The organism is Bradyrhizobium sp. AZCC 1577, assembly GCF_036924575.1.
GTDB lineage: Bacteria > Pseudomonadota > Alphaproteobacteria > Rhizobiales > Xanthobacteraceae > Bradyrhizobium.
The window spans coordinates 7,609,964-7,634,315 of the sequence record NZ_JAZHRQ010000001.1; the positions used below are offsets into that span (position 1 = coordinate 7,609,964).

General features: G+C 64.2%; 24 protein-coding genes. 15 read left to right on the forward strand and 9 right to left on the reverse strand.

Annotated features, from left to right (window positions below):
* Positions 1-51: 51 nt before the first annotated feature.
* The 4 genes from V1278_RS36145 to V1278_RS36160 all read left to right on the forward strand — a co-directional run bounded on the left by V1278_RS36145 (position 52) and on the right by V1278_RS36160 (position 3,244).
* A complete protein-coding gene (locus V1278_RS36145; RefSeq protein ID WP_334383972.1) occupies positions 52-1,869 on the forward strand; it encodes a sensor histidine kinase in 1,818 nt (605 codons plus the stop codon).
* Positions 1,866-2,387: an HPr kinase/phosphorylase gene (locus tag V1278_RS36150; RefSeq protein WP_334383973.1), complete on the forward strand. Its 522-nt coding sequence runs from the start codon at positions 1,866-1,868 to the stop codon at positions 2,385-2,387. Before V1278_RS36145 ends, V1278_RS36150 begins: the two co-directional genes overlap by 4 nt.
* A gap of 132 nt (positions 2,388-2,519) precedes the next feature.
* Positions 2,520-2,921 (forward strand): PTS sugar transporter subunit IIA, encoded by a 402-nt coding sequence (locus V1278_RS36155; RefSeq protein WP_247838581.1) that lies wholly within the window; start codon positions 2,520-2,522, stop codon positions 2,919-2,921.
* Positions 2,918-3,244: an HPr family phosphocarrier protein gene (locus V1278_RS36160; RefSeq protein WP_065746723.1), complete on the forward strand. Its 327-nt coding sequence runs from the start codon at positions 2,918-2,920 to the stop codon at positions 3,242-3,244. Before V1278_RS36155 ends, V1278_RS36160 begins: the two co-directional genes overlap by 4 nt.
* Before the next feature lie 7 nt (positions 3,245-3,251).
* On the opposite strand, the gene V1278_RS36165 is transcribed toward V1278_RS36160, so the two are convergent.
* Both V1278_RS36165 and V1278_RS36170 read right to left on the reverse strand, forming a co-directional pair.
* The gene (locus V1278_RS36165) at positions 3,252-4,049 is read right to left on the reverse strand and encodes an SDR family NAD(P)-dependent oxidoreductase (RefSeq protein WP_334383974.1); all 798 of its coding nucleotides are present in this window, start codon (positions 4,047-4,049) and stop codon (positions 3,252-3,254) included.
* Between the two features lie 22 nt (positions 4,050-4,071).
* Positions 4,072-5,670, reverse strand: coding sequence for a glycosyltransferase family 39 protein (locus tag V1278_RS36170; protein WP_334383975.1), 1,599 nt, complete (start codon positions 5,668-5,670; stop codon positions 4,072-4,074).
* A gap of 114 nt (positions 5,671-5,784) precedes the next feature.
* Here V1278_RS36170 and lepA point away from each other — a divergent pair, with 114 nt between their 5' ends.
* Positions 5,785-7,596 (forward strand): translation elongation factor 4, encoded by a 1,812-nt coding sequence (gene lepA / locus V1278_RS36175; protein WP_334366218.1) that lies wholly within the window; start codon positions 5,785-5,787, stop codon positions 7,594-7,596.
* Between the two features lie 190 nt (positions 7,597-7,786).
* On the opposite strand, the gene V1278_RS36180 is transcribed toward lepA, so the two are convergent.
* Positions 7,787-7,999: a hypothetical protein gene (locus V1278_RS36180; RefSeq protein ID WP_334383976.1), complete on the reverse strand. Its 213-nt coding sequence runs from the start codon at positions 7,997-7,999 to the stop codon at positions 7,787-7,789.
* A 42-nt stretch (positions 8,000-8,041) separates the two neighbouring features.
* Here V1278_RS36180 and V1278_RS36185 point away from each other — a divergent pair, with 42 nt between their 5' ends.
* The 3 genes from V1278_RS36185 to V1278_RS36195 all read left to right on the forward strand — a co-directional run bounded on the left by V1278_RS36185 (position 8,042) and on the right by V1278_RS36195 (position 10,988).
* Positions 8,042-9,277 (forward strand): MFS transporter, encoded by a 1,236-nt coding sequence (locus V1278_RS36185; RefSeq protein WP_334383977.1) that lies wholly within the window; start codon positions 8,042-8,044, stop codon positions 9,275-9,277.
* A gap of 40 nt (positions 9,278-9,317) precedes the next feature.
* The gene (locus V1278_RS36190; protein ID WP_334383978.1) at positions 9,318-10,490 is read left to right on the forward strand and encodes an acyl-CoA dehydrogenase family protein; all 1,173 of its coding nucleotides are present in this window, start codon (positions 9,318-9,320) and stop codon (positions 10,488-10,490) included.
* A 63-nt stretch (positions 10,491-10,553) separates the two neighbouring features.
* Positions 10,554-10,988: a DUF1801 domain-containing protein gene (locus V1278_RS36195; RefSeq protein ID WP_334383979.1), complete on the forward strand. Its 435-nt coding sequence runs from the start codon at positions 10,554-10,556 to the stop codon at positions 10,986-10,988.
* A 140-nt stretch (positions 10,989-11,128) separates the two neighbouring features.
* On the opposite strand, the gene V1278_RS36200 is transcribed toward V1278_RS36195, so the two are convergent.
* From V1278_RS36200 to V1278_RS36210, 3 genes are all read right to left on the reverse strand, one after another.
* The gene (locus V1278_RS36200) at positions 11,129-12,940 is read right to left on the reverse strand and encodes a putative bifunctional diguanylate cyclase/phosphodiesterase (RefSeq protein WP_334383980.1); all 1,812 of its coding nucleotides are present in this window, start codon (positions 12,938-12,940) and stop codon (positions 11,129-11,131) included.
* Between the two features lie 311 nt (positions 12,941-13,251).
* Positions 13,252-13,764 carry an FAD-dependent monooxygenase gene (locus V1278_RS36205; RefSeq protein ID WP_334383981.1) on the reverse strand — a complete coding sequence of 171 codons (513 nt, stop codon included), beginning with the start codon at positions 13,762-13,764 and terminating at the stop codon, positions 13,252-13,254.
* The gene (locus V1278_RS36210) at positions 13,697-14,437 is read right to left on the reverse strand and encodes an FAD-dependent oxidoreductase (RefSeq protein ID WP_334383982.1); all 741 of its coding nucleotides are present in this window, start codon (positions 14,435-14,437) and stop codon (positions 13,697-13,699) included. Before V1278_RS36210 ends, V1278_RS36205 begins: the two co-directional genes overlap by 68 nt.
* A gap of 115 nt (positions 14,438-14,552) precedes the next feature.
* Here V1278_RS36210 and V1278_RS36215 point away from each other — a divergent pair, with 115 nt between their 5' ends.
* From V1278_RS36215 to modC, 6 genes are all read left to right on the forward strand, one after another.
* Positions 14,553-15,554 (forward strand): Bug family tripartite tricarboxylate transporter substrate binding protein, encoded by a 1,002-nt coding sequence (locus V1278_RS36215; RefSeq protein WP_334366212.1) that lies wholly within the window; start codon positions 14,553-14,555, stop codon positions 15,552-15,554.
* 149 nt (positions 15,555-15,703) lie between these two features.
* Positions 15,704-16,684 (forward strand): penicillin-insensitive murein endopeptidase, encoded by a 981-nt coding sequence (mepA, locus tag V1278_RS36220; protein ID WP_334384331.1) that lies wholly within the window; start codon positions 15,704-15,706, stop codon positions 16,682-16,684.
* Positions 16,681-17,205 carry a Spy/CpxP family protein refolding chaperone gene (locus tag V1278_RS36225; protein WP_334383983.1) on the forward strand — a complete coding sequence of 175 codons (525 nt, stop codon included), beginning with the start codon at positions 16,681-16,683 and terminating at the stop codon, positions 17,203-17,205. Before mepA ends, V1278_RS36225 begins: the two co-directional genes overlap by 4 nt.
* Before the next feature lie 201 nt (positions 17,206-17,406).
* Positions 17,407-18,189, forward strand: a complete 783-nt coding sequence (modA, locus tag V1278_RS36230) for a molybdate ABC transporter substrate-binding protein (RefSeq protein ID WP_334366210.1) — start codon at positions 17,407-17,409, stop codon at positions 18,187-18,189.
* Positions 18,189-18,884 carry a molybdate ABC transporter permease subunit gene (gene modB / locus V1278_RS36235; RefSeq protein WP_334383984.1) on the forward strand — a complete coding sequence of 232 codons (696 nt, stop codon included), beginning with the start codon at positions 18,189-18,191 and terminating at the stop codon, positions 18,882-18,884. The genes modA and modB overlap by 1 nt, the downstream gene beginning before the upstream one ends.
* Positions 18,885-18,886: 2 nt before the next feature.
* Positions 18,887-19,546 carry a molybdenum ABC transporter ATP-binding protein gene (gene modC, locus V1278_RS36240; RefSeq protein WP_334383985.1) on the forward strand — a complete coding sequence of 220 codons (660 nt, stop codon included), beginning with the start codon at positions 18,887-18,889 and terminating at the stop codon, positions 19,544-19,546.
* Between the two features lie 3 nt (positions 19,547-19,549).
* Here the strand turns inward: modC and ilvD are convergent, their stop codons facing one another.
* The 3 genes from ilvD to V1278_RS36255 form a co-directional block, all read right to left on the reverse strand.
* Positions 19,550-21,394 (reverse strand): dihydroxy-acid dehydratase, encoded by a 1,845-nt coding sequence (gene ilvD, locus V1278_RS36245; protein WP_334383986.1) that lies wholly within the window; start codon positions 21,392-21,394, stop codon positions 19,550-19,552.
* Between the two features lie 136 nt (positions 21,395-21,530).
* Positions 21,531-22,724 (reverse strand): CaiB/BaiF CoA transferase family protein, encoded by a 1,194-nt coding sequence (locus tag V1278_RS36250; RefSeq protein WP_334383987.1) that lies wholly within the window; start codon positions 22,722-22,724, stop codon positions 21,531-21,533.
* 83 nt (positions 22,725-22,807) lie between these two features.
* Complete coding sequence (locus V1278_RS36255) at positions 22,808-23,737, reverse strand: glycine reductase (protein ID WP_334383988.1); 930 nt, start codon at positions 23,735-23,737, stop codon at positions 22,808-22,810.
* A 277-nt stretch (positions 23,738-24,014) separates the two neighbouring features.
* On the opposite strand from V1278_RS36255, the gene V1278_RS36260 reads away from it, so the two are divergent.
* Positions 24,015-24,290, forward strand: coding sequence for a hypothetical protein (locus V1278_RS36260; RefSeq protein ID WP_176721939.1), 276 nt, complete (start codon positions 24,015-24,017; stop codon positions 24,288-24,290).
* Positions 24,291-24,352: the final 62 nt, after the last annotated feature.

Consider the following 24,352-nt stretch of genomic DNA (forward strand, 5'->3'; position numbering starts at 1 on the left):
CGTAAAGGCGTAGAGCTAGAAATCGGCGCATCACAACCGGCAGTTCAGCCATTGCTAGATCGAACGCAGCCCGATCCCAACCTGAACCACGAGGATGCTTTGGAGCTCCTCGATCGGGAACGCGTTGCCGAGGATGATGCGGGCGAGAAGGGCTGGCGACGACCGCTCGGCTGGTTGCGCCGGGCCGGGCAGTTCTTCTTCGCGCTTTCCTTCTCCAGCCTCACGCGCCGGATCGTCTCGCTCAATCTGGCAGGCCTCGTCGCGCTGGTGGCGAGCATTCTTTATCTCTCGCAATTCCGTGCCGGCCTGATCGATGCGCGGGCGCAGAGCCTTCTGGTGCAGGCCGAAATCATCGCCGGCGCGATTGCCGCCTCCGCCACCGTCGAAACCAACACCATCACGATCGATCCGGACCGGCTGCTCGATCTCAAGCCCGGCGAAAGCTACGGCGCGCCGGACGAATCTTCCGGGCTGGATTTTCCGATCAATCCGGAGCGGGTCGCGCCGGTGCTGCGGCGGCTGATCTCACCGACCAAGACGCGCGCCCGCATCTATGGCGGCGACGGCGGCATGATCCTCGACAGCCGCAGTCTCTATGGCCGCGGCGACGTATTGCGATTCGAACTGCCGCCACCTTCCACGGAGAAGCCGGGCTTCGTCGAACGCGCGCTGATCGCGACCCGCACCTGGCTCAATCGCGGCGACCTGCCGCTCTATCGCGAACTGGGCCCGGAGAACGGCAAGGGCTATCAGGAAATCGTGCAGGCGCTCGACGGCGTCAAGAGCAGCATGGTGCGCGTCAACGACCGCGGCGAGGTGATCGTCTCGGTCGCCGTCCCCGTGCAGCGCTTCCGTGCCGTACACGGTGCGCTGATGCTCTCGACGCAAGGCGACGACATCGACCAGATGGTGACCGCCGAGCGGCTGGCGATCCTGAAGGTCGGCGGCGTGGCCTCCGCGGTCATGATCGTGCTGTCGCTCTTGCTCGCGAGCACGATCGCGGGTCCGGTGCGGCGGCTGGCCGACGGCGCCGAGCGTGTCCGCCGGCGCATCCAGACTCGCGTCGAGATTCCCGATTTCACCCGCCGCCGCGACGAGATCGGCCATCTGTCCGGCGCGCTGCGCGACATGACGAACGCGCTCTACAGCCGCATCGAGGCGATCGAGATGTTCGCCGCCGACGTCGCCCATGAATTGAAGAATCCGCTGACCTCGCTGCGCTCGGCGGTGGAAACGCTGCCTTTGGCACGCAACGACACCAGCCGCGCGCGCCTGCTCGAGGTGATCGAGCACGACGTCAAGCGGCTCGACCGGCTGATCTCGGATATTTCAGATGCGAGCCGCCTCGATGCCGAATTGCAGCGCCAGGACATGGCCCCGGTCGATCTGCGCCGGCTGCTGACGACGCTGACCTCGGTCGCCAACGAAACCCGGCTCGGCCACGACGTCGCGGTCGAAGCGCGCTTCGACGGCCGCGGCGCCACCGATACGTTCTCGGTCCCGGGCCACGATTCCCGGCTCGGACAGGTGATCTCCAACCTGCTGTCCAATGCACAATCCTTCTCCACCCCCGGCGGGAAGGTGCGCGTCACCTGCCGCCGCGCGCGCTCGGAGATCGAAATCATCGTCGATGACGACGGACCGGGCATCGGCGAGGATGCGCTGGAACGCATCTTCGAGCGCTTCTACACCGACCGTCCCCATCAGGGCTTTGGCCAGAACTCAGGTCTCGGCCTATCGATCTCCAAGCAGATTATCGAAGCGCACAATGGGCGGATCTGGGCGGAAAACCGCCACGGCCCGGCCGGCGCCGACGGCAAGCCGAGCGTGGCGGGTGCGCGGTTCGTGGTCAGGCTGCCCACGCCATGACGGCGGGCGCGAGCGTGCATGCCTCCGCCGTGCTGGTGGGCGATCGCGCCGTGCTGATCCGCGGGCCATCAGGCGCCGGCAAGTCGCGGCTGGCCTTCGATCTGATTCTCGCCGGGCGCGCCGGACAGGTTCCGCGGGCCGTTTTGGTCGGCGATGACCGTGTCCATCTCGACACAGTCGCCGGACAATTGTTGGTCCGCCCGGCGCAAGAATTGGCCGGGCTGATCGAGGTACGGGGCCTCGGCATTCGCCATTGTGACTTTGTTGGGGAGGCGGTGGTGGGCCTCGTCGCCGATCTTGCGGCCAGCGATGCCGAGCGGCTGCCGCCGCCAGAAGCGCTCTCCATCCGCCTGAATGGTGTTTTACTACCGAGAATCCCCGTCGGAACCGGCTACGACCCCCTCCCACTGATTGTAGCAGCTCTGACAACAACCGCCGGTTCAGGTTCCGTCCAACCTTTGGATGATTGTTCGAAGGGGATTGGTAACCATATAAGCCCCAATATCGCCACCGAATAAACCGGCGCAGGCCTCACTCTTTACCGGCACATTCCGGAACAATAGCCAAGATGCCCTCTTGCGCGGGGCCTCTGGATGGTCAAAGTGGCGCGTTCGTGCGGTGCACCAAAAAGCACCCGCGAGGAGTTTCCGATGATTGGTCTAGTGCTTGTGACCCATGGGCGCCTTGCCGACGAGTTCAAGGCGGCGCTCGAACATGTCATGGGTCCGCAAAAACAAATTGAAGCCATCACGATTGGAGCCGAAGACGACTCCGATCTGTGTCGAAGCGATATCATCGAAGCGGTGAATCGCGTCGACAGCGGCGATGGTGTCGCCATCCTCACCGACATGTTCGGCGGCACACCTTCCAACCTCGCAATTTCCTGCATGAGCCGCCCCAAGGTGGAAGTGCTCGCAGGCATCAATCTTCCCATGCTGGTCAAGCTTGCCAAGGTGCGCGAAGAGCGCTCGCTTCCCGAAGCCATCGCGATGGCGCAGGAAGCCGGCCGCAAATACGTCACCATCGCCAGCCGCGTGCTCGCCGGCAAATGAGCGACGAGGCCGCGCCCGACAAGGAACTCGGGCCGAGCGTGCCCGCGGGCGCCATCTCACGGGAACTTCAGATCATCAACAAGCGCGGCCTGCACGCGCGGGCCTCGGCCAAATTCGTCCAGATGGTCGAGCGCTTCAACGCCGAGGTCTGGGTGACGCGCGGCAGCGAGACCGTGGGCGGCACCTCGATCATGGGGTTGATGATGCTGGCCGCGGGACCTGGAACCTCGGTCACGGTCTCCGCGATCGGCCCCGAGGCGCAACAAGCGGTCGATGCGATCGCAGCGCTGGTCGCCGACAAGTTCAACGAAGAAGGCGTGTGAGACACCATCAAAACGGGTTCGTCACAATCCCGCCGTCGGCGCGCAGCGCGGCGCCGTTGGTGGCGCTGGAGGCTTTTGAACAGACGTAGCAGATCAGATTGGCGATCTCTTCCGGCGCGGCGTAACGCTGCAAGAGCGACGCCGGGCGGCGTTCGCTGAAGGTGCGCGAGACGAGATCGTCGACGGTCGTGCCCGCAGCTTTCGCGCGCGCGGCCAGGCGAACCGGCGCCATCTCGACCCAGGTCGGGCCGGGCATCACCGAGTTGACAGTCACGTTGGTGCCCTTGGTGGTTTCCGCCGCGCCGCGCGCGATGACGAGCTGCGCCGATTTCGAGAAGCCGTAATGCACCATCTCCTTCGGAACGAAGACACCGGATTCGCTGGAGACGAACACGACGCGACCCCAGTCCTTGTTATCAAGCATGCGCTTCAAATAGTGCCGCGTCAGCCGCACCCCGCTCATGACGTTGACTTCGAACATCCTCGACCAATCGGAATCCTCGATCTCGAAAAAGCCCTTTGGTTCGTAGATGCCGAGATTGTTGACGAGAATGTCAACGTCGGGAAATTGCGCCACCAGCGCGGCACAGCCCGCTGCATGGCCAAGATCGAATGCCGCCGCGTGCACCTTGGCCGACGGCGCAGCCTGTTCAACTTTCGCCACGGCCTCGCCGACCGCCGCCTGCTCGCGGCCGTTGACGATCACCTCCGCGCCCATTTGCGCAAGCCCGATGGCGGTCGCTAGCCCGATGCCGCGGGTCGAGCCGGTCACGAGCGCCGTTTTATCCGTCAGGTCGATATCCATGCGTTGCCCCTTCGAGTGATTTCTATCTGGCCGGCGGTACGATGAAGATGTTCCAGGCCGTCGCGAGGCCAGCCTTGCCGAGAAAGAATCGCCGCGTGGTCATCACCATGCGCTCGGCATTGGCGGCATGGGCCTGCATCCACGCCTCGCATTTTTCCAGCTTCCAGTCGCCGACCTCGCAGATGCCTATGAAGCCCGATCGCTTCGCCTCCTCGAGCGAGGTCAGGCCGGACGACCACGGCTCGTCCGGCGTCAGCGGCGCCGGATGGTCGGGGCTGTAGAAGGTGACAGCCTGGCCGGTATCGGTATAGGCGGCGACCACCGGCCAGCGCGAATAAAACCGCGTGTGCCAGGCTTCGGTCAGTTCGCGGGCGAGTTCGGAACGCGCCCGGTAGGGCGCGCCTGCGGTGCGCTTTTCATCCAGTTCGTAGGCGACGATCCTTGGCGATATCGCCAGCACGACGAGCGAAATGACGAGCCAGGTCGTCGTCAGGTTCAACAGCGCGATCTTGCGGATCCGCACCGCAGGGATCGCGACCAGCGCGAGCGGCACCAGGAAGAACAGCGGGATGCCCCAGTCGGTCTTGATGTAGACGTGGAATATCAGCGCACCCAGCGGCGGACCGATCGCCACGACCGCCTGGACGATCCAGACATTGATCGCCTGCGAAATGTTGACGCCGGTGTTGGCGCCGCGCGCGAAGGCCGGAAACGGCATCAGGCGCAACGGCCGCCACATCAGCGCGATCGCGCCGAGTATCACCGGTGCGGCCAGCAGCGCGAGATTGTGCCCGACATAGCCCAGCGCGAGATCGTCGATCATCGCGCGATCGGTGAGAGAGTAAGTATCGCCGGCATAGGTGAGCGGGACGAAGTTCACCTGCTTCAGCCACATGAAGTGCGGGAGCATTACGACCACGAGCGTGGCAATCGCGACCCATGGCGCCGGCGAACGCAGGAACTGCAAACGCTGCGGATGGATCAACGCGGCAAGGCCGACGGCGCCGATCATGGTCAGCACCCAGTATTTGGTCATCAGCGCCAGCGCACCGGCGAGCCCGAGCCACACGCCCGATTTGAGGCTGCGTTTCTCGAACGCGTCGAGATAGGCCAGCACGACGAGCGGCAGCGTGACGAGTTGCAGCAGGTCCGGATTGTACTTGAAGCCCTTGAAGTTGAAGATCGGATAGAGCGCGAGCATCGCCACGACGAAGAACGCGCGGCGGCGATCGACCACGCGCAACGCCAATAGCCAGCAGATCACGAGGGAGCAGCCGAGCGTCGCCATTGCCAATGCATAGGTCGCCCAGTCCGTGACCGGAAACAGCATGAACCAGATGCCGGCGACCCATCCCGACAGCGGCGGGTGCTTGCCATAGCCGAGCAGGAACTTCTGCCCCCAGGCGAAGGCTTCCGCGACGTCCATATGGACGTCCTGCCCGGTCTTCAGACTGACCAGGATCAGCGTCCACAGCACGGCGTGGACCACGGCAAAGCCGGTCACCAGCCACAGGCTGGCTTTGGGATCACTGGCGCGTGAGGCCAGCCACGCCGCCAGCCGCCGGATCGAGGGAATGCGCCTCAAGCGCGCGGCCGTGGGCGAAATGGATGCAGTCGACATGGCCATTGCCTAGCGTGTTTTCGGCCCAAGTGGAATCAGCTTGGCGTGAAGAAAGCCCCTTAAAATACAGCAAGATGGTTGCCGCACGGGGACGCGAATGCTATCCCGCGCCCCATGACAACTGCGCCCATTTCCAACATTCGCAACTTCTCCATTGTCGCGCACATCGACCATGGCAAATCGACGCTGGCTGACCGCCTGATCCAGATGACGGGCGGGCTGTCGGACCGTGAAATGGCGGGCAAGGAACAGGTGCTCGATTCCATGGATATCGAGCGCGAGCGCGGCATCACCATCAAGGCGCAGACGGTGCGGCTGAACTACCGCGCCAAGGACGGCAAGGATTACATCTTCAACCTGATGGACACGCCTGGCCATGTCGACTTCGCCTACGAAGTCTCGCGGTCGCTGGCGGCCTGCGAAGGCTCTCTCCTGGTGGTCGATGCCAGCCAGGGCGTCGAGGCGCAGACGCTCGCCAACGTCTATCAGGCGCTCGACAACAATCACGAGATCGTGCCGGTCCTGAACAAGGTCGACCTGCCGGCGGCCGAGCCTGACAAGGTCAAGCAACAGATCGAGGACGTGATCGGCATCGATGCCTCGGACGCCGTGATGATCTCGGCCAAGACCGGCCTGGGCGTTCCCGACGTGCTGGAAGCCATCGTGACTCGCCTGCCGCCGCCGAAGGGCGACCGCGGCGCGACGCTGAAGGCGCTATTGGTGGATAGCTGGTATGACGTCTATCTCGGCGTCGTCGTGCTGATCCGCGTCGTCGACGGCACGATGAAAAAGGGCCAGCGCATCCGCATGATGGGCACCAACGCGGCCTATGATGTCGAGCGCGTCGGGTTCTTCACGCCGAAGATGGAGCAGGTCGACGAGCTCGGCCCCGGCGAGATCGGCTTCATTACCGCGGCGATCAAGGAAGTCGCCGACACGCGCGTCGGCGATACCATCACCGACGACAAGAAGCCGATCACCGAGATGCTGCCCGGCTTCAAGCCGGCAATCCCGGTGGTGTTCTGCGGCCTGTTCCCGGTCGATGCCAACGATTTCGAAACGCTGCGCGCGGCAATGGGCAAGCTGCGGCTCAACGATGCGAGCTTCTCCTACGAAATGGAGACTTCGGCCGCGCTCGGCTTCGGTTTCCGCTGCGGCTTCCTCGGGCTGCTGCATCTCGAAATCATCCAGGAGCGGCTGTCGCGCGAGTTCGATCTCAACCTGATCGCGACGGCGCCGAGCGTGATCTACAAGATGCACCTGACCGATGGGCAGGAGATCGAGATCCACAACCCGGTCGACATGCCCGATGTCGTCAAGATCGCCGACATCGAGGAGCCGTGGATCGAGGCCACGATCCTCACGCCGGACGAATATCTCGGCAGCGTGCTAAAACTGTGCCAGGACCGCCGCGGCGCGCAGAAGGAGCTAACTTACGTCGGCTCCCGCGCGATGGTGAAATACGATTTGCCGCTCAACGAAGTCGTGTTCGATTTCTACGACCGGCTAAAATCCGTCTCGAAGGGCTACGCCTCGTTCGATTATCATCTGACCGACTACAAGGTGGCCGACCTCGTCAAGATGCAGATCCTCGTCAACGGCGAGCCGGTCGATGCGCTGTCCATGCTGGTGCACCGGACGCGCGCGGAGGGCCGTGGCCGCGCCATGGTCGAAAAGATGAAGGAGCTGATCCCGCCGCACATGTTCCAGATCCCGATCCAGGCCGCGATCGGTGGCAAGGTGATCGCCCGCGAAACCGTCCGCGCGCTGCGCAAGGACGTCACCGCCAAATGCTACGGCGGCGACATCACGCGCAAGCGCAAGCTTCTGGAGAAGCAGAAGGAAGGCAAGAAGAAGATGCGGCAGTTCGGCAAGGTCGACATCCCGCAGGAAGCGTTCATTGCCGCGCTGAAGGTGGATAGCTGAGGGCTGCTCGCGAAGCACTAACGATCTCGTGTGCCGGGCGCAGCGCGCCTCTCCGATGGGCCTGGACACAAAATCGCGAAAACAACCCCATGCAAAGTAGAATGGGCCCTGGCTCGCCGGCGCTCGCGCCGCGCTGTGGTCAAGAAGTGGAGCAAGCCCAGAAAAGCCTTCGAATGGGCTTCGTGTTCGTTCACAAATTATGACAGACAAGATGATCGCGCTGCGACACGATCGTGTCCGGAGCATCATCGGCCAAATCGATTCCAAACAGCTCGATCGTGCGCTGCTCGTCGTCCTCGGCGCGCGCGCGATGCTCCGCCGAATGCAACGCACAATCAGATGATCTTCGAATGAGAGGGTTGCCTTCCACCGCATTGCGCGACGACGCCAAATAGGCCACCATTATCCCGCGCATACAAATAACAGCACACGCGCAAGGAAACGCATGGGCAAGGCCTCCGGTTCTTCCTACGGCTGGGTCGTCGTCGCCGTAGGCGCGCTGATGACCTGCGTCGCGTTCGGCTCGATGCTGTCGTTGGCCGTGTTCCTGCAACCGATTTCGGAGGCCATGGGATGGTCGCGCAGCGGCGTCTCGGCGGCAGCAACGATCAACTTTCTCGCCATGGGATTGGCGGCGTTCTTCTGGGGCACGCTATCCGACCGGTTCGGCACCCGTATCGTCGTCCTGTCTGGCACGCTGCTGCTTGGCGCCGGGCTGATCGGCGCGAGCCAGGCCACCAGCCTGTGGCAATTTCAGTTGGCGTTCGGCGTCTTGATCGGGATTTCGGCCGGCAGCTTCTATGCACCGATGGTCGCGGTGGCGAGCGCCTGGATCGAACATCGCCGCAGCCTTGCGGTGGCGCTGGTGTCGGCCGGCATGGGCGTATCGCCGATGACGGTCGCGCCGTTCGCAAGCTGGCTGATCGCCTCCTATGACTGGCGCACGGCGATGCTGGTGATCGGCATCGTCGCCTTGGCGCTGTTGATCCCGGCCTCGCTGCTGGTGCGGCGGCCGCCAGAACCCTCAACGCCCGTCGCTGCCCATGGAACCGGCGCGCCTGACGGGCAGTGGACGGTCGCGCAGGCGCTGCGAACGCCGCAATTCATCATCCTGGCATCCGCGCATTTCGCCTGCTGCGCGGCGCATTCGGGGCCGATTTTCCACCTGGTGAGCTACGCCATGATCTGCGGCATCGCGCCGCTGACCGCGGTCACGGTCTATAGCCTCGCCGGCTTCTCCGGCCTCGGCGGCCGCTTGCTGCTCGGCTTGCTGGCCGATCGCTTCGGCGCCAAGCACGTTCTGGTCGGCGGCCTGTTCGTACAGGCCTTGGCGATCGCAACCTATCTCGCGGTCGGCCAGCTCGGCGAGTTCTACGCCTTGTCGGTTGTCTTCGGCCTCGCCTATGGCGGCGTGATGCCGCTATACGCCGTGCTGGTGCGCGAATATTTCGGCGTGCGCATCATGGGCAGCATGTTCGGCGCCGTGTCCGCGTTTGCCAGCCTCGGCATGGCGCTGGGGCCGCTCGCCGGCGGCTGGGTATTCGACGCCTTCCACGGCTATAGCTGGCTCTATGTCGGCTCTTTCACGATCGGCATGGCCGCCGTCGCCATAGCCTTGAGTTTTCCGTCCGCCAAGCGACCGCCGCAGCCGTCGCTCAATATCGGTCGCGCGGCGGCGTGAGTATAGAAAACGCCAAGAAGAAGAGAATGCGAGGAAACGCATGAACAGGCAGCCTAGCATCGACCTCGTGGAACGCGCGCGGGCGCTGGCGCCACTGATCGCGCGCGAGGCCGACGAGATCGAGCGGACCCGCCGCCTGACTTCAGCGGTGACACAGGCGCTGATCGAGAACGGGCTTTACCGCGCGCTGCTGCCGAAGAGTTTTGGCGGCGCCGAAGTGCCGCTGGAAACGTTCATGCAGATGCTGGAGGAGGTCGCCAAGGCCGACGCCTCGACTGCATGGTGCCTTGGCCAATGCAGCGTCTGCGCCATGACCGCGGCCTATCTCGATCCCGATGCTGCCAACGAGATCTTCAACATTGCGCCCGGGATTCTGGCCTGGGGAGCGATCAACCACGAGGTGCAGGCGGTTCCCGGCGGCTACAAGGCCAGCGCGCGCTGGGATTTTGCTTCCGGCTCGCGGCAGGCAAGCTGGCTCGGCGCCCATGTCCGGGTCGTCGAAGCCGACGGCACCCCGCGGCGCAAGCCGGACGGTTCGCCGGAGATTCGTACCATTCTGTTTCCGGTAACCAGCGCCACGATGCACGACGTCTGGGACGTGATCGGCCTGCGCGGCACCGGCACCGATTCCTATTCGGTCGACAATCTGTTCATCCCGGAAAAGTTCGCAGCGCTGCGCGACGATCCGGCGGCACTGCGCGAGAACGGGCCGCTGTACAAACTCTCTACCAACATGGTTTTCGGCATGGGCTTTGCGGCAACCTCGCTCGGCGTCGCGCGCGCCACGCTCGATGCGGCGACCGACCTTGCCCGGGGCAAGACACCGCAAGCGTCAAAGGCGATGCGCGACAACAACGCCGTGCAGGGGCTGATCGGGCGCACCGAGGCGCAACTGCGCGCCACCCGCGCCTATCTCTATGCCACTGCTGCGGATGTATGGCGTGACCTGTCGCAAGGCGCTGTTATCACCGAAGCCCATCGCGTGGCGCTGCGCCTCGCCTCGACATGGACGATCCATCAATCGGCCGCCGTGGTCGACACCGCCTATCACATGACGGGCGCAACGGCCGTGTTCAATGCCAACAAGTTCGAGCGCCGCTTTCGCGACATGCACGCGATCGCGCAGCAGATCCAGGGCCGTGACGCCCATTACGAGGATGCCGGCCGGGCGATCCTCGCCGGCAATCTCGACGCACCGCCGACGACGCGATGAAGAAGCGGGGACCCGGCACGCCGCGGACAGGTTGCGATGACAAAAACACGAAGGATCGCTTCGGTGAGCAAGAAGCGCGTGGAGGTCCCGGAGCCCGCCGTCAATGCGGTCTTCAGCGCTTATCCCAGCCCGGTCAGGGCAAAACTGCTGGCGCTGCGCCGGCTGATTTTTGACACCGCAAAGACCATCGAGGGCGTCGGCCCGCTGGAAGAGACGCTGAAATGGGGGCAGCCGAGCTATCTCACGACCGAGAGCAAGAGCGGCAGCACAATCCGGATCGACCAGGTGAAGGCGGAAGCCGGCCGCTACGCGGTCTATTTCCACTGCCAGACCGATCTGGTCGAGACCTTTCGCGAGCTCTATCCGGAACTGCGCTACGGCGGCAACCGCAGCATTCTGCTCGACGCCGGGGACAAACTCCCCGAGGCCGCGCTGCGCCACTGCGTGGCGCTGGCGCTGACTTATCATGCGAGGAAGAAGACGGGACGGGCGAAGTAGTCTCCACCGTCATTGCGAGCCAACAGGTCGCGCGAATGCGCGCCCGATGACAGGCTCCGCGAAGCAATCCACTCTTGCTTTGCGGCCCAATGGATTGCTTCGCTGCGCTCGCAATGAAGGCTGTGAAAGCGATGCCAGCCTCACGCCACCAGCGCTGCACCTGCCGGCGCGCTCCAGTTGCCTTGCGTCTTCAACAGACTGACGATTTCCGCATTGGGCCGCGCGCGGCTGAACAGGAATCCCTGCCCCTCATGGCATCCCTCGTTGCGCAGGCAATTTACCTCGGCCTCGCTCTCGACGCCTTCCGCCGTGATCGTGACGCCGAGGCCCTTGCCGAGGCTGATGATCGAACGCACGATCGCCTGGGCATCGGGATTGGCGGCGAGATCGCGCACGAAGGACTGATCGATCTTGATCTTGTCGAACGGAAAGCTGCGCAGGTAACTCAGGCTGGAATAGCCGGTGCCGAAATCGTCCATCGAGATGCGAACGCCGAGCGCGCGCAGCGCATGCAAGGTCGCGAGCACCTCACTGCTCTTTTCCAACAGCAGCGTCTCGGTAATCTCAAGCTCCAGGCGCTTCGCCGGCAGGCCGGACTGCTTCAGTGTTTCCACGACCAGTGACAAGAGATTGCCGACGCGAAACTGCAGCGGCGACAGATTGACCGCGACGCGAACGTCGTCAGGCCATTGCGCCGCATCCGTGCAGGCGCGGCGCAGCATCAGACCGCCGACGGCGTTGATCAGCCCGGTCTCCTCCGCAACGGGGATAAACTCGGCCGGGGAGATCATGCCGCGCTCGGGATGCGGCCAGCGCACCAGCGCTTCGAAACCGGTGATGCGCCCGCTCGAAAGATCGACCAACGGCTGGTAATAGGGCCGCAGCGCATCGGCGTGCACGGCCTCGCGCAATTCGGTTTCGATCTTGCGGCGGGTCTGGGCGCGCGCATCCATTCCGGCCTCGAAGAACGAGAACGTGCCGCGGGAATCGTTCTTGGCGCGCGACAATGCGAGGTCGGCGTTCTTCAGCAGTTTCTCGGATTCATCGCCGTCGCCGGGCGATATCGCAATGCCGATGCTGGCGCCGATCACGACCGAATGCCCGTCCAGAAGATGGGGATCGGCGATCGCATCCAACAAACGCCTCGCCATGAACACGGCATCCTCCGGTCGCGTCACCCCGCTCTGGATGACGGCGAATTCGTCGGAGTCGAGCCGGGCCAACGCATCATCCTCGCGCAGGATCGACCGCAATCGCTTCGCGACGCCGCGCAGCAGCTTGTCGCCGGTGCCGTGGCCGAGCGTATCGTTGACCGCCTTGAAATGGTCGAGGCCGAGCACGAGCACCGCCACCTTCTCGGCGTTGCGGCGGGTGCGCAGCAGGATGTCGTCCATCTGCTGACGCAGCAAATTGCGGTTCGGCAGCCCGGTCAGGCCGTCATGCTGGGCCATGAACGTCAGCCGCGCCTCGGCGCGCTTGCGTTCGGTAGTGTCCATCAGCGCGAGCAGGACCGCAGGCCGATCGCCGTAAACAAGATGGCGCGAATAGATCGCCAGATCGATCAGCGCGCCGTCGGCCCTGACATGCTTCCAGGCGTGGGCCGCGCGCTCGTCGCCGGCGTGTTCGCCGGCCCATGGCGGCTCGACGTCGAAGGCCTGCAGGTTGCGGATCGTGAGCTTCTCGAATTCACTGCGGCCGTAACCGTAGTGCTGGATCGCGGCGTCGTTGACGGCGAGAATTCGTTCGTCACCCAGCGCGCAGACGATCATCGGAACCGGATTGCTGTCGAACAGAAGCCGGAACGAAGCCTCGCGCTGTTTCAACTCGGTGATGTCGACGCGCAGTCCGATGATGCCGCCATCCCGGGTCGCAGCGGGCTTTGCGGGCCGGCCAGGAAAACGGACAATCGACTGTTTCGGCTTCCTGGCAGCTTTTGGCTTCTTCTTCCGCATTACCACGCTCTACTCGCACTGTGCGTGCAAAGTTTTCAGATAAGTCTCTGAAAAAAAGGTATCTCTTGTCGTAGAAACTACTACCTCACGCGCTCATGCGCGGCCTGACAAAACTGCACACACACGCTTTGCGTGTACAAGCGCGGTGCGGACCGCCGATCCACGGGGCATAATCGACGCGCGGCCGCCGGGCACGGCTTCTCGTGCGGCGGATGCACAAGGAATGCGCGAAACGCCGAACGTGCGCACAAATGTCCGTCAGTGACCGGGAGGGTTATCGCGCAGTTAATACGACCACGTGCAACGACTGTTCAGCACAGCGAAGATGCCGCGGCCTGCGCTTCCGGTACCACGTCGTGATCGTAAAGCCGCCTGCGGAACGCCGCATGGGCTGATATCTCGGCATCGCGCACGCCGAGATCGGCGTAGGATGAGTCGTAGCGCATCCCATTCTCGCGCGCACCGCGCTGAACGGCCGCTACCCGCTCGCGTCTCAACCGCTCATAAGCCAGCAGCGCGACCGGCACATTGGCGCGCGACGCCTGCGCCAGAATTGTTGCCAGCGCCATGCCGTCCTCGATCGACTGGTTGGCGCCCTGGCCGAGATGCGGCAGCATCGGATGCGCGGCATCGCCGAGCAGCGTCAGGCGCCCGCGCGTCCAGGCCGGCAGCGGCTCGCGATCGTACAGCGCCCATCGGAACGTCTTGTCGACCTGGCTCAGCAACGTCCCGATGCGCGGGTCCCAGCCCTCGAACTCACGGCGAAGCACGTCGGGATCTCCGGGCGCAGACCAGGATTCCTTCATTTCGGCATCGGCCGGCACGAAGCCGACATAGTTGATGAGCTCGCCCGATCGAACCGGAAAGCTGAGAAAAATGTTTTCCCTGGCCCAGCCACATCTGCCAGCAGTCGGTTGGCCAGCGCGGAATGCGCTGATGCGGCAGCACGCCCCGATAGGCGACGGAGCCGTGAAACACCGGCCGGGACGGCGGCGCCGCATAGCGCCGAAGCTCCGAGTGGATGCCATCGGCAGCGATGACGACGTCGCCTTCGGCGGCGGCGCCATTGGCGAATGTCACGCGCGCAACCTGATCGGCCTGCTCGAAGCCTGTAGCGCGATGGCCCGTGCGAACTACGGCGGGCGGCAATGCCTTGGCCAGAATTTCGACCAGGTCCGCGCGATGCATGCCGAACGTCGCATTCCAGCCCGCGGAGTCCGTCACCTGAACCGGGGCGATCGGCGCGCCATCGTGGCGAAAATAGTGAGAAGCGGTACCGACCCTGGCCCCCCATCTTTCCACCTGCTGTCCGAGCCCCACCCGCTGCAACTGCCGCACGCTGTTGGGTGTCAGAAACACCCCCGCCCCGACCTCGCCAAGCGCGGGCGCCTGCTCATAGACGGAAACATCGAAGCCGTGAGCGATCAGCGCGTTCGCGGCGAACAATCCGCCAATGCCACCTCCAATGATCACAACAGTGAGCTGCGGCTGCGTCATCATCCCACGCGAAAAATGCTTCGGAAGCTTGCTCGTTCAAGCTATCCTCTCTTGCTGTAAACACCAAGCGCCGGCGCGATAGACCGGGCGAAGAACGACAGTGGGAGGAGTTTCAATGCACGGCTCCATGCCAGCTCTGCTTGCCGCCCGCCGTAAACTGGCGCTCCTGCCGCTGGTTCTGGTCATGTCCACGCATTTGTATGCGCGTGCGTTGGCTGCGGACTATCCGGACCGCCCCGTGAAGATCGTCGTGCCTTTTCCGGCTGGAGGAACGGCCGATGCCATTCCACGGATCATCGCGGACTGGCTGTCACGCAAATGGAGCCAGCCGGTGGTCATCGAAAACCGCACGGGCGCCGCGGGAAACATTGGGGCCGAGCAGGTCTTTCATTCGGCGCCTGACGGCTACACCCTGCTCTCGTCACCGCCGCCGCCGCTCGTGATCAATCACAATCTGTACCCCAGGCTCGGCTTCGATCCGACGAAATTCGAGCCGATTGTGGTGATGGCCCAGGTACCAAACGCGCTGATCGTCAATCCGAACAACGTCAAAGCATCGAGCGTGCCCGAGCTTATCGAATATCTGAAGGGCAATTCCGACAAGGCGATCTGCGCCACGCAGGGCAACGGCACGACCTCGCATCTGACGTCGGAGCTGTTTCAATCGATGGCGAAGGTGAAGCTGCGACACATTCCCTATCGCGGCTCGGCGCCCGCGTTGCAGGGGCTTGTCGCCGGCGACGTCGACGTCATGTTCGACAATCTCGGCGTCTCGCTGGCGCTTGTCCAGGCGGGCAAGTTGAAGTTGCTCGCCGTGGCCTCGCCCGAACGGCTCCCGGCGCTGCCGGACGTGCCGACGATCGCCGAAACGTTGCCGGGTTTCGAAGCGGTCGCCTGGTACGGAATCGTAGCGCCGCCCAAAACTCCGAAAAACATCGTCGAGAAGATCAATGCCGATGTGAACGAGGCCTTGCGCCAACCTCAGGTGCAGGATCAGCTCAAGAAACTGTCCGCCGGTATTTTCGGCGGCCCGGTCGACAAGTCATCCGCTTACATGCGCGAGGAAATCGACCGGTGGGCCGCGGTGATCAAGTCCGCCAACATCGAGTTGCAGTGAGGGCACGCGTGAGTTGACCCCGATACGGGTGTTGCGCGGATTGCCGCGCTGGCGAGGGGCCACGCAATTGTGCTAGCCGCGCCTCTCCCCTGTTGCCGATTTCATGCTACGTTTGCGCGAATTGAGTGATCACTGAACTCTCTGGTCCGATGAATCCTCGCCTGTTTCTGATCCCCCTCATAACCTTGCTAGCCGCCGCCTATGCCGCAAGCGCATGGGCGCAGGACAAGGGCACGGTCCATCCAAAACCGCTGCCGCCGCTGGCCAATCCCAACGATCCCAACATCGCTGCCAAGGAACTGTTCGGCCGCAAGGTGCTGCCGACGGCAATGCCGACGCGCGTGCACGGGTTCTATGCCCATGGCTGCATCGCGGGCGCGGAAGGGCTGCCGATCAACGGCGATAGCTGGCAGGTGATGCGGCTGTCGCGCAATCGCTATTGGGGCCATCCTGACCTGGTCGCGCTGGTCAAGCGGCTGGCCGCAAGAGCGCGCCGGGATGCCGGCTGGCCCGGCATATTGGTCGGCGACATGTCGCAGCCGCGCGGCGGGCCGATGTTGACCGGGCATGCCAGCCATCAGGTGGGGTTAGATGCCGACATCTGGCTGACGCCGATGCCGAACCGGCAACTATCGCGCAATGAGCGCGAGGAAATGTCGGCGGTGATGATGGTGCGCAGCGACCGGCTCGATATCGATCCGCAGGCCTGGACACCGACGCATCTTGCCGTGATCCGCGCCGCGGCGCTGGAGCCCAGCGTGCAACGCATCTTCGTCAATGCCGCGATCAAGAAGGCGTTGTGCCGAGAAGCCAAGGGCGACCGATACTGGCTTCACAAGGTGCGGCCGATGTACGGCCACGACTATCACTTCCACATCCGCATGAAATGCCCGCCCGGCGCCGGCGAATGCGAAAGCCAGCCCGAGCCGAACGAGGGCGAAGGCTGCCAGCCTGCCGACCTTGCCTACTGGTTCAGCGACGCGGTGCTGCATCCGAAACCGCCGAAAGTGCCGCCGAAGCCGAAGCCGCCGATGACGATGGCGGCGCTACCGCCCGCCTGCAAGTCGGTGCTGAACGCGCCGGATACCAAACACGAAGTGTCAAGCAGACCCACCGGAGAACGACGATGAAGATTTGGCCCCTGATTGCATCGATCGCATTCGTCACGAGCGCGCACGCACAGACCCCTTATGCAGGAATGCAGACGCGCTCGATCAAGGCGCTATCGGAGCAGCAGATTTCCGATCTTGGCGCCGGCCGCGGAATGGGCCTGGCGCTCGCGGCCGAACTGAACGGCTATCCGGGGCCGTTGCACGTTCTCGAGCTTGCCGACAAGCTCGAACTCTCGGCCGAGCAACGCGCCAGCATGCAGCGCCTGTTCGATTCCATGAAGGCCGAAGCGATGCCGCTAGGCGCCAAGCTGATCGAGCAGGAAGCCGAACTGGACAAGCAGTTTGCCACCCGCGCCGTCACGCCCGAAAGCCTGAAGGCGTCCACCGCGGCCGTTGCCGCCACGCAAGGGATGCTGCGCGAGACCCATCTGAAATATCATTTGTCGACCGGCAGCGTTTTGACCCCGTCGCAGATGACTGGGTATGCGGAGCTGCGGGGTTACGGCGGTGGCGGGCACAAGCGACACCATCACCATTGACGGCCCGGCTGCACCTTGCAAGCCGGTGCAGCCGCCTTTACCTCCTTTCCCATCCTGACTATTGTCAGGGCTGGCGATATCCCGGTCGACCGCAAGTCTTTCAGGGAATACCGGAACGGCGCTTCCGATGGGTCGCCTTACCCAACCAACGCCTGTCTTGCGCGCGGCAACCGCAGCTCGCGATCATGCATGGAGCGCCCGATGAATCGTCTTGCCGGCCTTGTCCTGGCCTTCGCCTTATCGTTAGCCATCCCCTCGCCCGCCGCCGCGCAGAACAAATCGCTGACCATCTTCGCCGCAGCCTCGATGAAGAATGCGCTTGACGAGATCGACGCCGCCTACGCCGCGAAGAGGGGCGCCAAGATCACCGTCAGCTACGCCGCCAGTTCCGCGCTCGCCCGACAGATCGAACAGGGCGCACCGGCCGATATATTCATCTCCGCCGATACCGACTGGATGGACTACGCAATCGGGAAGAAGACCATCAACGAACCGAGCCGGGTCAATTTGCTCGGCAACAGCATCGTGCTGATCGCACCGAAGGATTCGAAAATCAACCATGTGAACATCGGCCCCGGCTTCGATCTTGCAAGACTCGCCGGCGACGGCCGGATCGCCACCGGCGACGTGAAATCCGTGCCCGCCGGCAAATACGCCAAGGCAGCGCTGGAGAAGCTCGGCGCATGGCAGGCCGCCGAGCCGAAATTTGCGATGGCCGTTGACGTTCGCGCCGCACTGACGCTGGTGGCGCGCGGCGAGGCTGCACTCGGCATCGTCTATTCCACCGACGCCAAGGTCGAGACCGGCGTCAAAATCGTCGGCACCTTTCCGGCCGATTCCCATCCGGCGATCATCTATCCCGTCGCGGCGACGATGACCGCGAAGCCGGATGCCTCAGACTATCTCGTCTTCCTGCGTTCGATCGCGGCGAAGGGCATTTTTGAAAAATACGGCTTCAAATTCCTCGTCAGCCCGTCAACCTGATGTTCGAGATTTCGCCGGCCGAATGGACCGCCATCCTGCTGTCGCTGCGGGTGGCCATCATCGCAACGCTGGTGGCGACGCCGTTCGGCATCGCGTTGGCGTGGCTGCTGGCGCGGCGTGAGTTCTGGGGCAAATCGGTCCTCGACGCCCTGGTCCATTTGCCGCTGGTGCTGCCACCGGTCGTCACCGGCTATTTGTTGCTGCTGACCTTCGGTCGCCGTGGCCTGGTCGGGGCGTGGCTCGCCGACAACGTTGGCATCGTGTTCGCGTTTCGCTGGACCGGCGCCGCGCTTGCCTGCGGCATCATGTCGTTTCCGCTGCTGGTGCGGCCGATCCGGCTCTCGATCGAGGCGGTCGACCGTCGCCTCGAGCAGGCGGCAGGCACGCTCGGCGCGGCGCCGTGGCAGGTGTTTGCGACGGTAACCCTGCCGCTGGCGTTGCCGGGCGTACTCGCAGGCATGGTGCTCGGCTTCGCCAAGGCAATCGGCGAGTTTGGCGCCACCATCACCTTTGTCTCCAACATTCCCGGCGAAACCCAGACCATTTCGTCGGCGATCTACTCATTGATCCAGACGCCGGACGGAGATGCCGCGGCGGGAAGGCTGGTTGTCGTTTCCACCGTGATCGCGATGGGCGCCCTGATCGCCTCCGAATGGTTCGCGCGGCGCGCCACGCAGCGCCTGCACGGGAACTGACCATGCTGCGCGTTGACGTCACCAAGCAACTCGGCGAATTCTCGCTTGAGGCCTCGTTCGAAAGCCAGGGGCGCGTCACCGGCCTGTTTGGCGCATCCGGCGCCGGCAAGACCTCGCTGATCAACATGATCGCAGGGCTCTTGCGGCCCGATCGCGGCATCATCGCACTCGACGATGAGACGCTCGATGATACATCCGCAGGCGTCCACGTGCCGCCGCACCGGCGACGGATCGGCTACGTGTTTCAGGACGCCCGGCTGCTTCCGCATCTCGACGTGCGGCAAAACCTCGACTACGGCCGGCGCATGAACGGTCTCGCGGCGGATCCCGCGCAATTCACGCGCATCACCGACCTGCTCGATATCGGCCATCTGCTCGATCGCCGTCCCGGAAAACTCTCCGGCGGCGAGCGCCAGCGCGTCGCGCTCGGCCGCGCGCTGTTATCGAAGCCGCGGCTGTTGCTGCTAGACGAGCCGCTGGGATCGCTCGACGAAGGCCGCAAGGAGGAAATCCTGCCCTACCTGGTGCGGCTGCGCGACGAAGGCATCCCCATGGTCTATGTCAGCCACGACGCGGCCGAGCTGCGTCAGCTCGCGACCCAGATCGTGATGCTCAAGCGCGGCCGCGTCACCGCGCTCGGCGGCGTCAAGGTGCTGACGTAGCGCTCACTCCGGAACGATCCGCACCGCGCCGCGGGCGGCGCTCGTCGTCAGCGCGGCATAGGCCTTCAGCGCCATCGACACGTTGCGGCTGCGCTTCTTGGCGGGCTTCCAGGCGTCCGCCCCGCGGGCCAGCATGGCTTCGCGGCGCTTTGCCAGCGTCGCGTCATCCACCACGAGGCTGATCGAGCGCGCGGGGATGTCGATCTTGATCAGGTCGCCGTCTTCCACGAGGCCGATCAGGCCGCCTTCAGCCGCTTCCGGCGAAATGTGTCCGATCGACAGGCCCGAGGATCCGCCGGAGAACCGGCCATCGGTGATCAGCGCGCAGACCTTTCCGAGGCCCTTCGATTTCAGATAGCTGGTCGGATACAGCATCTCCTGCATGCCGGGACCGCCGCGGGGCCCCTCATAGCGGACCACGACGACGTCGCCGGCCTTGATCTTGCCGCCCAAAATGCCTTCGACCGCGGCATCCTGGCTTTCAAAAATCCGCGCCGGTCCTTCGAACTTCAAAATGCTCTCGTCGACGCCCGCGGTCTTCACGATGCAGCCGTCGAGCGCGAGATTGCCCGAGAGCACCGCGAGGCCACCATCCTTGGAGAAGGCGTGCGCGGCGTCACGGATGCAGCCGGTGGCGCGGTCGGTATCGAGTTCCTCGAACCGGCGCTCCTGGCTGAAGGCGACCTGCGTCGGCACATTGCCCGGCGCCGCCGTGAAGAACTTTCTGACGCTTTCGCTCCTGGTCTGCTTGATATCCCAGCGGCTCAGCGCGTCTTCCAGCGTCTTGCTGTGAACCATCGGCAGACCATGGTTAAGCAGCCCGGCGCGGTCGAGTTCGCCGAGGATGGCCATGATGCCGCCGGCGCGGTGTACGTCTTCCAGATGCACGTCCGCCACCGACGGCGCGACCTTGCACAGCACCGGCACCCGCCGCGACAGCCGGTCGATATCCTGCATCGTGAACGGCACCTTGCCTTCGTAAGCCGCCGCCAGCAGATGCAGCACGGTGTTGGTCGAGCCGCCCATGGCGATGTCGAGCGTCATCGCGTTCTCGAACGCCTTGAAGTTGGCAATCGTCCGCGGCAACGCGGTTTCGTCCTCCTGCTCGTAATAGCGCCGCGCCAGGTCGACGATCAGGTGCCCGGCCTCCACGAACAATCCCTTGCGGTCGGCATGCGTCGCCAGCACCGAGCCGTTACCCGGCAGCGCCAAGCCAAGCGCCTCGGTCAGGCAGTTCATGGAATTGGCGGTGAACATGCCCGAGCAGGAGCCGCAGGTCGGACACGCCGAGCGTTCGATCTCCTCCACGTCCGCATCGCTGACATTGCTGTCGGCGGCTGCGACCATGGCATCGATCAGGTCGACCGCGCGGATCTTGCCCTTGAGGTTGACCTTGCCTGATTCCATCGGGCCGCCGGACACGAACACGGTCGGAATGTTGATGCGCAGCGCCGCCATCAGCATGCCGGGCGTGATCTTGTCGCAGTTGGAGATACAGACCATCGCGTCGGCGCAATGCGCGTTGACCATGTATTCGACGCTGTCGGCGATGATTTCGCGCGACGGCAGGCTGTAGAGCATGCCGTCATGGCCCATCGCGATGCCGTCATCGACCGCGATGGTGTTGAACTCCTTGGCGACGCCGCCCGCCTTCTCGATCTCGCGCGCGACGAGCTGGCCGAGGTCCTTCAGGTGCACGTGGCCGGGCACGAACTGGGTGAAGGAGTTGACGACCGCAATGATCGGCTTGCCAAAGTCCTCGTTCTTCATGCCGGTGGCGCGCCAGAGGCCGCGGGCGCCCGCCATGTTGCGGCCGTGGGTCGTGGTTCGGGAACGATAGGCGGGCATGATCTATCCTTTTGGAAGCGGGAAAGGCGTCTTTTAGACGGTAAGCCCGACCGCTTAAAGCGGCTTGCTGCAGGGTCGCCATGCGCGGGCATGCTCAAAACGGGACAGGGAGCAGACGCCCCTGCCCCGGCTACCGCTAGACGACCTCGCGCGCGCGCAGTTCCGCGATCGTCTTCGTGTCATAGCCGAGCGAGGCCAGCACCTCGTCGGTGTGGGCGCCGAGCGCGGGCGCCATGTGGTCTAGCCGTCCGCCGCCATGGGCGAGCTGAAAGCCGCTGCCGGCAAAGCGCAGGCGGCCATAGGGCGTATCGATCTCCTGAATGGCGCCGCGCGCGGCGATCTGCGGGTGGTCGATCACCTCCTCGATCTTCCAGATGCTGGCGCAGGGCGCGCCTGCGGCTTCCAGCAGCTTTTCCCACTCGCGCGGGTCCTTCCTGGACAGCGCCTCCTCGATGATGGCCCGCAGCGACGGCTCGTTTTCCTGACGGGCAAACCAGTCGACAAAGCGGGAATCCTCAAGCGCATCGGCGCGGCCGAGCGCGGTCATCAAGGCGCGGTATTGCTTCTCGCTGTTGACGGCGAGCAGAAGATACCCGTCGCCCGCCTTGAACAGGTTGGCGGTGGGCCTTCGGCTCACGGCCTGATTGCCGGAAAGCTGCTGGCGGTGGCCGGCGACCGAATAGTCCGCGACCTGCCCAGACAGAAACGCCAGCGTCGCCTCGAGCATGGAGACGTCGACCATCTGTCCCTTGCCGGTATGGGTGCGCTGGAACAGCGCGCTCGACACGCCAAAGGCTGCGGTCGCGCCCGACAGCACGTCGCAAACCGCAAAGCCGGCCCGCGTCGGCCCGGTCTCGGCGTGACCGGTGATCGACATGATGCCTGATAGCGCCTGGATCTTGCCGTCATAGCCGGCTCCCAGCCGTTCCGGCCCGGTCTGGCCGAAGCCGGAAATGGCGCAATAGATCAGCCGCGGGTTGATCTCAGACAGCGCGGCATAGCCGATGCCGAGCTTGTCCATCACGCCGGGACGAAAATTCTCCATCACCACGTCGGCCTGCGCGGCGAGCTGCTTGACGATGGCAATCGCTTCCGGCCTCGAGAGGTCGAGCGTCAGGCTGCGCTTGTTGCCGTTGATCGCCTGCCAGCCCGGCGCGAGGCCGCGCTCGGCCCATTCGCGGCTCAGCGGCGTGCGGCGCATATCCTCGCCCTCGCGCCGCTCCACCTTGATGACGTCGGCCCCGAGCAGCGCGAGCTGGTAGCTCGCATAGGGGCCCGCCAGCACCTGCGTGAAGTCGAGAATCTTCACGCCTTCGAACGGTCGGGTCAAAGGGGTATCCTCCTGCTTCCTCTCCCCTTGTGAGAGAGGATGGCCGTGAAGTCCACCCTCCCCTGGAGGGGAGGGTGACGGGGTCACGCCGCGCGGTTGCCGCGTGCGATTTCCTTCTGCTTGTCGAAGTCGGCGCGGCGCCGCGCCAGTTCTTCCGGGCTCATCTGCGAGATGTTGTTGTAGTCGAGCTTCCAGGAAGCATTCTCGCTCCAGCGCAACGGCGACTGCATCGTGGTGCGCGCGCCGGGCGCGGACTCGAGTAGCCGCAGCGCCAGTTCGAGCGTCAGCGCCTGCGACGCCAAATCATGCGGCTTGCCGGCGGAATTGCCGAGCGGGAAGTCCGAAAACAGGAAACGCGGCGCGGCCGCGTATTCGACAATATCCTTGGCGCAACCCATCACCACGGTGGCGATGCCGTTGGCTTCGAGGTGACGAGCCACCAGAGCAGAGGTCTGATGGCAGACCGGGCAGTTCGGCACGATCACGGCGGCATCGACCTTGTCGGCGAGGCAGCGGGCGAGGATGTCGGGCGCGTCGACGTCGATGGTGACGCGGTGACTGCGATTGGTCGGTGCCCCGAAGAAGCGCGGCGCGACCTCGCCGATCCGCCCCGAGGCCTTGGCCTTCAGAAGCTGCGGCAGCGGAAACCAGGTGCCGCTGTCGGTGGCCGTGGTGTGCTTGCGGTCGTAGCCGATATGCGAGATGCGCAAATCGTGCTCTTTGGAGGTGTCGCCGTCATAGATCTGGTAGAACTTGGCGCTGCCGTTGTACGCCGCGCCCGGTCCCTGATCGCCCTTGGTGGGATCATATTGGGCAGCCGTGGTGACGATGGTGACGCGCGATTGCGCCAGCGGCTTTTTCAGCGGCTGGAACGGCGCGTCGACATAATGCGCCCAGCGGTAGGGCGTGGTGTAGCCGATCGCCGCGTAGTAGTCGCGGGTCCGCTGCATATAGGGAACGGCAGCATCATAATCGGGCGCAAAGCCGAGCTGGTCGTCAGAGGGGCCGGACATTGTTGTGTCTCCTGCGTTTCCACCGTGCGGCCGTGAAGCGGCGGCCTTGCCCCGCAAGGCTAATGATACTCCGTTCATTCCTCAACTGCGGATATTGCATCAGACCTGCGCGGAATCGCTTCCTGAGCGCACGAATGCAGGCTGGATGGCATTGAACGCTTGCTGCGTGCTGCAGGTCACACGTGAACGCGCGTTCATAAAAATCCCTCGAACTTTCTCCGCCCCGGGCACGTCTCACAGGCATATCAGGCAATCATGCCTGGAGCGGAGAACAGAAATGTTTCGTAAGATTACCCTCGCTGCCGTCGCCGCCATTGCCATGACCGCGGCTGCGGTCGCACCGGCGTCCGCCGGCGGCAAGCATGGTGGCCATCACGGCCACGGCCACGGTCATCACGGCCATGGTCATCACGGGCATGGACATCATGGACATGGTCACTGGGGCCATCGCCACTTTGGAACGTCGTTCTATGTCGGCGGGAGCTGCTACAAGACCATCTTCACCAAGTATGGTCCGCGTACCGTGTACGTCTGCGCTCCCTACATCTATTGAGAGCGCATAGTACATGATGGGAAGGCCTCAGCCGACGGCTGGGGCCTTTTCGTTCGCTCAAT